The sequence below is a fragment of the Butyricicoccus intestinisimiae genome (assembly GCF_018918345.1).
GTDB lineage: Bacteria > Bacillota > Clostridia > Oscillospirales > Butyricicoccaceae > Butyricicoccus_A > Butyricicoccus_A intestinisimiae.
This window is the reverse complement of sequence record NZ_JAHLQI010000014.1, coordinates 1-9632: the sequence shown is the minus strand read 5'-3', so window position 1 is coordinate 9632 and position 9632 is coordinate 1. Positions and strand designations below refer to the sequence as shown.

Below are 9632 nucleotides of genomic sequence, written 5' to 3'. Positions count from 1 at the left end.
AGAAAAAGTTCGATAAAACGGTCGGATTGCTGTTGGTAAGGATGAGGTCGGCAGTTCAAATCTGCCTAGCAGCTCCATTAGAAGCCTGATTTCGCAAGAAATCAGGCTTTTTTGGTACTAATGTGAGACATTTGCAGATCCGCTTCTGCAATCTTCGGTGAACTTTTTGGCAGCTGAATCAGCTGTTTCGTGGAAGAATCCATGGGCAGTTGGACGGCTGCTTTTTTGCTTTCTGTAAAATGAAGATTATGACATTGACGGCGGCATTGTGGACAGCGTAAACGCGACCAGCATAGAAAAGATGATTGCAGACTTTGAGGTTATTCGTTTGGTCAAGGCAGCGCTGACGCCGTTTGAAGTCAATGAAGAAACGCTGTGTCTCGACGACATCAAGGAACAGGCACATACCGGCGGCTTTGTTGCCTGTGATTATACACTGGATTATTTTATGGACTTGTACATGCCGCACATCGGCGGCAGAGATGCAAAAACCAAGAGTCCAACGTATTATGAGGACAGCATTCAGGAAGAAATCGAACGATTGATGGATGAATTTGAGAATAACCGTCCGGAACTGGACGCGGATACGAAGGCGCGTGTCAGAACTGTGCTGCTGAAATCCGGCTTGCCAGCTGATATTCTGGATCGAATTGAAGCAATGTAAAAATACAAGTAAAGAGAAAAGACAGGGGAAATTTGAATTTCTTCCATGCATTCTCATAGAGAAGAATATTTTGTATGAACAAAAAAGAGAGCATATGGGCACAGATGAAGAAGAAAAGCAGCCGCCGCGGGCGAAAGCCTGCGGCGGCAAACATATTATAATCTGTCATAATGAGAAAAATGAGTATGATAAAAACAACAGATGAAACAGGCGGGTGATATACATGGCACTTTTAAAATGCGAAAATGGAGATTATTTTGTATTGAATAACTTTCAAACGTTAAACCTATTACAGAATTCATATACACCGGATGTCCGATTTCATGTTTATGTAAAGTCCGGTGCATTCGCAGGTGCGGCGGAGATGGATTCTTCCGTATTAGAGCTACAACAACTATATAGCGAGTTGTCGGCGATGTGTGAAACGTATACAGGAAAAACAACCCTGATACACAATGATTATTTTATAAATACAGAGACACATATAGATTTTGCGTTTCACGCAAGAGGGTATCTCAATATAACGGGCGTGATTGAAGATACACGCAATCGCTTAACCTTTCAAGTGAAAGCTGCTGTAGGAGATATGGATGATTTTTTACAACAATTGAAGCAAGAACAAGACATATGATTTGTAGAAATTTTTATTTTGAAAGAACGATAAAAAACACTTGACCTAAACCTGACTTGAGGTGCTATAATGCCCATGATGAACAGAAACGCACCGAAAATAAGGAGGATACCTCATGTATTTGGAACGAATTGACGGCCCGAACGATGTGAAAAAACTCAGCTTGGAGCAAATGGATGTGCTGGCGCAAGAGATGCGGGAGGCTCTGTTTCGTAAGCTCAGCAAGCATGGCGGACACTTTGGCCCAAACTTTGGCATGGTCGAAGCGACGATTGCACTGCATACCGTGTTTGATTCTCCAAAGGATAAAATGGTCTTTGACGTTTCGCATCAGAGTTATTGCCACAAGATGCTGACCGGAAGAAAAGACGCCTTTTTGTATGAGGAGCACTATGACGATGTATCCGGTTACAGTGAACCGAGTGAGAGCGCGCATGATTTCTTTGTGATTGGACATACCTCCACTTCCGTCAGCTTGGCCTGCGGTCTGGCAAAGGGCAGAGATTTGCTCGGTGGCAGCGAGAACATTATTGCGATTATCGGAGATGGTTCGCTGAGCGGCGGCGAAGCGCTCGAAGGTCTGGATTTTGCAGCAGAGCTGAACAGCAATCTGATTATTGTCGTCAACGACAATGACATGTCCATCGCAGAAAATCACGGCGGTCTGTATCAGAATTTGAAGCAGCTGCGCGACACAGATGGAAAGGCAGCGTGCAATTTGTTTCGCGCGATGGGACTGGATTATGTATTTGTCAAGAATGGCAATGATATCCCGTCTTTGATTGAAGCATTCAAGCAGGTAAAGGACAGCACATATCCGGTTGTTGTACACATCTGCACCCAAAAGGGCAAAGGATATGCGCCGGCTGAACAGGATAAGGAAACTTGGCATTGGTGTATGCCGTTTGATCCGGAAACCGGCAAGCCGCTGCTGGCCGATGCGGGCGAGGACTATTCTGAACTGACCGCACAGTATTTGTTGGAAAAGATGAAGAAAGATCCGGCAGTGGTTGGTATTACCTCTGCGACGCCGCCGATTTTGGGCTTTACACCAAACAGAAGAAAGCTGGCAGGCAAACAGTTTGTAGATGTCGGCATTGCGGAAGAAACAGCAGTTGCATTGGCTTCCGGCATCGCAGCCAATGGCGGTAAGCCGGTATACGGTGTATACAGCACCTTTATTCAGCGCACCTATGATCAGCTGTCACAGGATTTGTGTGTCAACAGCAATGCTGCGACAATTCTGGTCTTTGCGGCATCGGTATATGGTATGAACGATGTGACCCATCTGGGTATTTATGACATTCCCATGATGGCGAATATTCCGAATCTGGTCTATCTTGCGCCGACAACCAAGGAAGAATACATGGCGATGCTGGATTGGAGCGTGGAGCAGAACAATGTTCCGGTGGCAATCCGCGTGCCAATGCAGGTCGTAACTTCCGGCGTGCCGTGTACCAAAGACTTCTCTCAGTACAATACGTATGAAGTGACGCAGAAGGGCAGCCGCGTTGCTGTCATCGGTCTCGGCAATTTCTATACATTGGGACAGGAGACAGCGCAAGAGATTGCAAAGCAGACGGGCGTGCAGCCGACCGTGATCAATCCGATGTATATTACCGGTGTTGATGAAAAACTGCTGGAGAGCCTGAAGGCAGAACATGACATTGTCATCACGGCAGAAGACGGCATTCTGGACGGAGGCTTTGGCGAAAAGATTGCTCGTTTCTATGGAAACTCTGACATGAAGGTGCTCAACTATGGTCTCAAGAAGGAATTTCTGGATCGCTATGATGCAGAGGATGTAGTCAAGCGCAATCGTCTGACAGCGGGACAAATCGCAGAAGATGTGATTGCCCTGTTATAAGCAGCAAAACGATGAAAACGGAGTTGGAACATGTTACAACTCCGTTTTTTCTATGGCGCAATGACAACGGGTGTGATACGATTAGAACAAATGAAAGCGGGAGGCTGGTATTATGAAACAAATTTTACTCATAGCAACCGGAGGAACCATCGCGTCGGCACCGACGGAACAGGGGCTGACACCGGCATTAGACGAAAAACAACTGCTTTCCTATCTGCCGGATCTTTCATCCTTGTGTCAGTTGACCGGCATTTCGGTTATGAGTATTGACAGCACCAACATGAATCCAGCGCGCATGGGAATCTTGGCACAGACCATTGCACAAAATTATGACAGATATGACGGCTTTGCGCTTGCGCATGGCACGGATACCATGGCGTACAGCGCTGCGGCACTGACTGTGATGCTGCGGCATCTCGGCAAGCCGGTCGTGCTGACCGGTTCGCAAATCCCCATAGAGGCGCAGGATACCGATGCAAAGAAAAATCTGTTCGATGCAATTTGTTTTGCTTGTGAAGCGGTGCGCGGTGTTTTTGTCGCCTTTGACGGAAAAATCATACATGGCGCACACGCGACGAAGTGCAGAACACGCAGCCGCGATGCGTTCGCCAGCATCAATTTTCCGGTGGTTGCCCATGTTGAAAATGGACTTGCCGCATATACACTGCCAATACAACAAACGGCTTTCTGGCATAGGATGCACGAAAAAACAGCAGAGTTGTTTTGCGCACAGCCGGAGCTGTGTCGGGATGTTTTTGTTCTCAAACTGTTTCCGGGCATGAGGGCGGAAATTTTTGACTATATCAGACAGAACTTTCGCGGCGTTGTGATAGAGAGTTTTGGTATTGGCGGCATTCCAAATGAGCAGCCGGATTTGCTGGGAAAAGTACAGGAGCTGGCGCAGGCGGGTCTTGCAGTGGTTGTCACCACGCAGTGTATGTATGAGGGCGTCGATTTGGACATTTACGCCGTCGGCAAGAGCTTGGCAAAACAAAAAATCATTGTTGCGGGAGACCAAACGACGGAGTTCCTCGTTATGAAGCTTATGTGGGCGCTGGCGCATTTTGACTCCGTCGATGCGGTCAAAAAATACATGGAGATAAATGGTGACCAAAAATAAGACACCATCGAAACAAAAGCGAGAAAAAACTGAGAAAAAATAAGAAATCGGCAAAAAGAAACACAACTGCACAGGAAAATCCGAGAACATAGACAAACCATGTTGTAGAAATTGTTCGGTAAATCCAAAAAAATGCTGTTTTTTCACAAGAAAAATCGAGGTATCATAACAGAGCAAACAGAAAAGCACGTGTGGAGAGCAAACTGCTTTTTATTTGCAAAGTGTGTGAAAGACTATATAAGAGAGGGAAAGTGAAACTATGGCATTTACACTGATTACATTTGTTGCATTTACCATTCTGGTTGCTGTCATCTCCTATGTGAAAACAAAAGGTGACGATCAAACAACCGCAGACGGATATTTTCTGGCGGGTCGAGGCCTGCCGGGCTTTGTCATTGCAGGCTCGCTGCTGCTGACCAATCTATCCGCCGAACAGCTTGTCGGCACCAATGGCCAGACTTGGGCTGTTGGTATGAGTCCGATGGCATTCGAAGTGCTGGCGGCAACGGCATTGATTGTGCTGGCGCTGTGGGCAGCGCCGCGGTATCTGAAGAGCGGCATCACAACCATTCCGGAATTGATTGGTCTGCGTTTTGACCGTTCCACCAAGCTGTGGTTCTGCATTGCATATATTATTTTGTATCTGGTTGTTCAGATTCCGGTTATCCTGTATTCCGGTTCACTGGTATTTGAAAATATCTTCAATCTGTCGGGACTGTTGGGCATCACCAAGTTCCAGTCGATCTGTGTTCTGTGTATTGCAATCAGCGTTGTCGGATCTATTTACGCTATCTTCGGCGGACTCAAGGCGGTTGCCGTTTCGGATACAGTCAACGGTGTCGGCCTGCTGATTGGCGGTTTGATGATTCCATTTTTTGCGCTCAATGTACTGGGTCACGCTGCCGGCAGTGAGAGCACCATTGCCATTCTGGACGGCTGGAAGTATCTCGTTGCCAATCATGCAGATAAGCTGAACTCTATTGCACCGATCAATGCAGAGGCTCCGGCTGTTCCGTGGCCGACGGTATTCACTGGTCTGGTGTTCTTGGGCTTACAGTCTTGGTGCACGCATCAGTCGTTTATTCAGCGTGTTCTCGCCGCAGAAAATTTGAAAGAAGCACAGAAGGGTGCACTGTATTGTGCCTTTTTGAAAATCGCAGGCTTTATGTTCCTTGCTCTGCCTGGTGTCATTGCATATGCGCTGTTTGAACTGCAGGGAGATCAGGTTTCTATGATGGATGATGCATATCCGCATCTGGTTACACAGGTAATTCCGGCACCGCTCATGGGCTTCTTTGCTGCGGTTATGTTCGGCGCGATTCTGTCCTCGTTTAACTCGGTACTCAACTCCGTCAACACCATGTTCACCATGGATATTTATCATGAGTATATCAATCCAAAGGCATCGGAAGAAAAGCTCGTCGATGTCGGCAAGAAGATTGGCATTGTATTCGCAGTCGCTACAACAATTGTTGGCCCGATGGTATATTTCTTCCCGGCAGGACTCAAGACCTTCTTGGATTCGTTTGTTATGCTGATTGGTCTGCCGGTTCTGTCTGCAGTATTTGGCGGTTTCTTCTTCAAGTATCTGCCAAAGTATGCGGCAAAGGTTATTATGGTGTTCCATGTCGTTGTATATGGTCTGTTTATGCTTCTTGCTCCGTCTTATCCGGGCGGCGGCACCATGCATTATCTGTATGCGGTTGCTGTCCTGTGGCCGATTGAGCTGATCATCATGGCGATTATGAACAAGCGCAACAAAAAAGCACATCCGGACATGCAGGCATGGGAGCAGCAGGACGTCAAGGCTGTCGATCTGACCCCGTGGAAGTACCGCAAGGTTGTTTCGATTGTTGTCCTGATTTGTGTTGTCGCTGTATATATCTTCTTCTCCCCGCTGGGAATCGGTGTAGCATAAATTTATTTCTTTGATAATTCCAATCCTTTTTTATCGGCAATTTGCCGGAAGGCAGATTGCCGAATCTCTCCAAAACAAAAGTCTCCGTATCCGAGTGTGTGATGCGGAGACTTTTTTTGGCGCAGAAATCAAAAAATAACACAACATCAAAAGAAAAACCGCAAAATATCCGGGAGACATGGAGAAAAAATCTAAAAATAAGAGAATTTTTTGAGAAATTAGGCAGATTGCACAGGAAACATTCGTAGACAAACTGCGCAAAATCCAAAGAGAGCCGCGTTTTTTCTTTATTTTTGTCGAGATATAATAGCATCACAAGAGAAAACAACCTATTGTGTTGCTACTATGTGAGAGGAGACCACAAATATGAAAGTAGGCATTATTGGTGCCGGCCGTATCGGCAAGGTACATGCAAAGAACATCTCGATGTTTGTTCCGGAGATGGAAATCAAGACCATTGCAGATCCGTTTGCAAACGACGCAACGAGAGAGTTCGCTGCACAGTATCATATCCCGAATGTCACGACTGACGCGGCTGATATTTTAGAGGATCCGGAAATTGAAGCAGTCCTGATTTGCTCGTCTACGGACACTCATTCACACTTCATCATCGAGGCTGCAAAAGCAAAGAAGCATATCTTCTGTGAGAAGCCGATTGACTATGATCTGAATAAGGTACATGAAGCAATTAACGCGGCAAAGGATGCAGGTGTCAAGCTGCAGATTGGTTTCTGCCGTCGCTTTGACCACAACCATCGTGCTGTATACGATATGGTACAGCAGGGCAAGATTGGCAAGGTCAATCTGATTAAAGTGTCCTCCCGTGATCCGGAGCCACCTCCGGTATCCTATGTTAAGGTATCCGGCGGTATCTTCTACGATATGATGATTCACGACTTTGACATGGTTCGCTTCCTTGCAGGATCTGAGGTTACAGAAGTATCTGCATATGGTTCTGTTCTGGTAGATCCGGGCATTGGAGAAGCAGGCGATGTCGATACCGCTGTTGTCACCTTGAAGTTTGAAAACGGTGCCATTGGTGTGATTGACAACTCCCGTAAGGCGGTTTACGGCTACGATCAGAGAGTCGAAGTATTTGGCTCCGAAGGCTGTGCACAGGATGAAAATGATATTCCGAACACGGCTGTTCTGTCTACCGCAGAGGGAACAACCTATGGCACTGCTTATAAGGTTATGTGGGATCGTTATACCGGCGCATTTGTTGCAGAGATGCAGGCATTTGCACAGGCAGTGGCAAACGACACAGAGACACCGGTTACCGGCGAAGATGGTCTGTATCCGGTACTGATGGCAGCAGCTGCAACCAAGTCTCTGCATGAAGGCCGTCCGGTTAAAATTTCGGAGGTAGAATAATGGCACTGAGAAAATGCGCGTGCATTGATACCCTGTACACCGAGCTGGGTTGGCTCGATCGTTTTCAGGCAGCAAAGGATGACGGCTTTGAAGCTGTAGAGTTCTGGGATTGGCGCATTCGTGATCTGGATGCAACGAGAGAAGCAGCACAGAAGGCTGGCATCGCAATTTCCGGTTTTAACGGAGATGCCGATTATTCTCTGGTTGATCCGACACACAAGGAGCCGTATCTCGCATATCTCAAGCAGTCCATTGACGCAGCGAAAAAAGTCGGCGCAACCAGCGTAACGATTCATTCCAACGCGCTGGGCGATGGCGGCATCGTTGTCAACCACTATGACAACCTGTCTCATACCGTCAAGCTGTGCTCGATGTATGATACCCTTCTGGCTTGCGCAAAGCTGGCAGAGGAAGAGGAAATCAATCTGAACCTTGAGGCATTGAACATCACGACCGATCATGTCGGCAACTTCCTTGCAACGACGCAGATGGGCGCAGAAATCTGCCGCCTGATTGGTTCTCCGCGACTCAAGCTGTTGTACGACGTATACCACATGCAGATCAATGAGGGATGCATCTGCGATACGATCTCGAACTATGCAGATCAGTTCGGTCATATTCATGTGGCAGACGCACCGGGCAGACATGAGCCGGGCACGGGTGAAATCAATTACACCAAGGTCATTCGCTATCTGGAGGCGTGCGGTTACACGGGCAGAGTGGGATATGAGCTGTTCCCGGAGACCGACACCAAGACCGCGGTAGCTGCCATCATGCAGCATTGCTAATGGATTCTAACAGCAGGTAGGGCTGTTGAATAAAAATCCACAGGAAAGAGAAAAGGAGAAGAATTATGAAAATGAAGCGTTTGGCAGCGATGCTTTTGGCAGGCGCAATGGTGACAGGTCTGTGTGCTTGTGGCAGCTCCGGCGGCGACAAGACAGCTGGTTCCGGTTCTTCCGGCGATGAACTGAAGGTCAGCGTTATCCTCAAGACCGAAGCATCCGAGCACTGGCAGCTCATCAAGGCAGGCTGCGAGCAGTACGAGAAGGACAATCCGGGCGTCAAGGTCGACGTCAAGGGCCCTCCGTCTGAGACTTCCTACGATGAACAGACCAACATGATTGACACCGATATCAACGGCGGCGGTTATGATGCGTATATTATCGCTCCGCTGCAGTCGGATTCTGTGGCGGCACAGATTGCAGCGACCGACAAGCCGGTTATTGCACTGGATACCAACATCAACTCGGACAAGGTTGTCTCTTTTGTTGGTACCGGCAACGAAAAGGCTGCGAAGATGGGCGCAGAAAAAGCAGTTGAAGAAGCAAAGGCAGCCGGTTGGGACAAGGTTGAATGCATTGAGATTGCAGGTGTGCAGGGCGATGCTACCAACACTGCTCGTATGACCGGCTACAAAGAAGGCATTGAAGAAGCTGGCGGCACCTTCCTTGAGAAGGAAACCCAGTACGCAGATGCAGTTGCAGATAAGGCTGTAAACTCCATGGAAGCGATCATGCAGACGCATCCGGAAGGCGTGGCAATCATCTGTGCAAACAACGACGATATGGCTTGTGCAGCTGCAAAGGCAGCAAAGGGCAACAAGGCATATGAAAAGACCATCTTCCTCGGATTCGATGGCTCTACCAGTGCTTGTCAGGCAGTTCTGGACGGTTCTCTGACGCTGACCTGTGCACAGCAGCCGTATGACATGGGCTATAAGGCTTGTGAGACTGCGGTAAAGGCTGCAAAGGGCGAGTCGGTTGACAATGTAGATACCGGCACAGAGATTATCGAAAAGGATAATGCACAGGCTCGCATTGATAAGATGAACGAGTATCTGGCAAAGATCAAGTAAGTATTTCGCGTTTGTCCGTCATTTAACCGACAAGGAAAGTGGAACAGACGGCATCCGCTGTCTGTTCCATTTTTTCATTACAGAAAAGGGTGAAAATCAATGAGTGAATATGTAGTAGAATTAAAAAATACGACAAAGATATTCCCCGGTGTAGTAGCTCTTGATAAAATGCAGCTGGCGGTCAAGCCGGGCGAAATTCT

General features: G+C 47.6%; 8 protein-coding genes. All 8 read left to right on the top strand.

All coding sequences use genetic code 11. The annotated features are described in order from the left end of the window. The first annotated feature begins 268 nt into the window (after positions 1–268). The 8 genes from KQI75_RS13420 (at position 269) to KQI75_RS13385 (ending at position 9432) form a co-directional block, all read left to right on the top strand. The gene (locus KQI75_RS13420; protein WP_216471337.1) at positions 269–664 is read left to right on the top strand and encodes a trimethylamine methyltransferase family protein; all 396 of its coding nucleotides are present in this window, start codon (positions 269–271) and stop codon (positions 662–664) included. Between the two features lie 223 nt (positions 665–887). Then, a complete protein-coding gene (locus tag KQI75_RS13415; protein WP_216471336.1) occupies positions 888–1295 on the top strand; it encodes a hypothetical protein in 408 nt (135 codons plus the stop codon). A gap of 115 nt (positions 1296–1410) precedes the next feature. Then, the gene (locus KQI75_RS13410) at positions 1411–3162 is read left to right on the top strand and encodes a 1-deoxy-D-xylulose-5-phosphate synthase (protein ID WP_216471335.1); all 1752 of its coding nucleotides are present in this window, start codon (positions 1411–1413) and stop codon (positions 3160–3162) included. 112 nt (positions 3163–3274) lie between these two features. Next, positions 3275–4282 carry an asparaginase gene (locus KQI75_RS13405; protein ID WP_216471334.1) on the top strand — a complete coding sequence of 336 codons (1008 nt, stop codon included), beginning with the start codon at positions 3275–3277 and terminating at the stop codon, positions 4280–4282. 259 nt (positions 4283–4541) lie between these two features. Then, entirely contained in the window at positions 4542–6200 is a 1659-nt protein-coding gene (locus KQI75_RS13400; protein WP_216471333.1) for a solute:sodium symporter family transporter, read from the top strand. Positions 6201–6566: 366 nt separating this feature from the next. Beyond that, the gene (gene iolG, locus KQI75_RS13395) at positions 6567–7574 is read left to right on the top strand and encodes an inositol 2-dehydrogenase (RefSeq protein ID WP_216471332.1); all 1008 of its coding nucleotides are present in this window, start codon (positions 6567–6569) and stop codon (positions 7572–7574) included. Then, positions 7574–8362, top strand: a complete 789-nt coding sequence (locus tag KQI75_RS13390) for a TIM barrel protein (RefSeq protein ID WP_216471331.1) — start codon at positions 7574–7576, stop codon at positions 8360–8362. Before iolG ends, KQI75_RS13390 begins: the two co-directional genes overlap by 1 nt. A gap of 65 nt (positions 8363–8427) precedes the next feature. Continuing rightward, entirely contained in the window at positions 8428–9432 is a 1005-nt protein-coding gene (locus tag KQI75_RS13385) for a sugar ABC transporter substrate-binding protein (protein WP_216471330.1), read from the top strand. Positions 9433–9632: the final 200 nt, after the last annotated feature.

Bases quoted from the DNA above. Each gene is read 5' to 3' on its own strand.
- KQI75_RS13415 (WP_216471336.1), top strand. From the start codon at position 888: ATGGCACTTTTAAAATGCGAAAATGGAGATTATTTTGTATTGAATAAC.
- KQI75_RS13410 (WP_216471335.1), top strand. From the start codon at position 1,411: ATGTATTTGGAACGAATTGACGGCCCGAACGATGTGAAAAAACTCAGC.
- KQI75_RS13405 (WP_216471334.1), top strand. From the start codon at position 3,275: ATGAAACAAATTTTACTCATAGCAACCGGAGGAACCATCGCGTCGGCA.
- KQI75_RS13400 (WP_216471333.1), top strand. From the start codon at position 4,542: ATGGCATTTACACTGATTACATTTGTTGCATTTACCATTCTGGTTGCT.
- iolG (WP_216471332.1), top strand. From the start codon at position 6,567: ATGAAAGTAGGCATTATTGGTGCCGGCCGTATCGGCAAGGTACATGCA.
- KQI75_RS13390 (WP_216471331.1), top strand. From the start codon at position 7,574: ATGGCACTGAGAAAATGCGCGTGCATTGATACCCTGTACACCGAGCTG.
- KQI75_RS13385 (WP_216471330.1), top strand. From the start codon at position 8,428: ATGAAAATGAAGCGTTTGGCAGCGATGCTTTTGGCAGGCGCAATGGTG.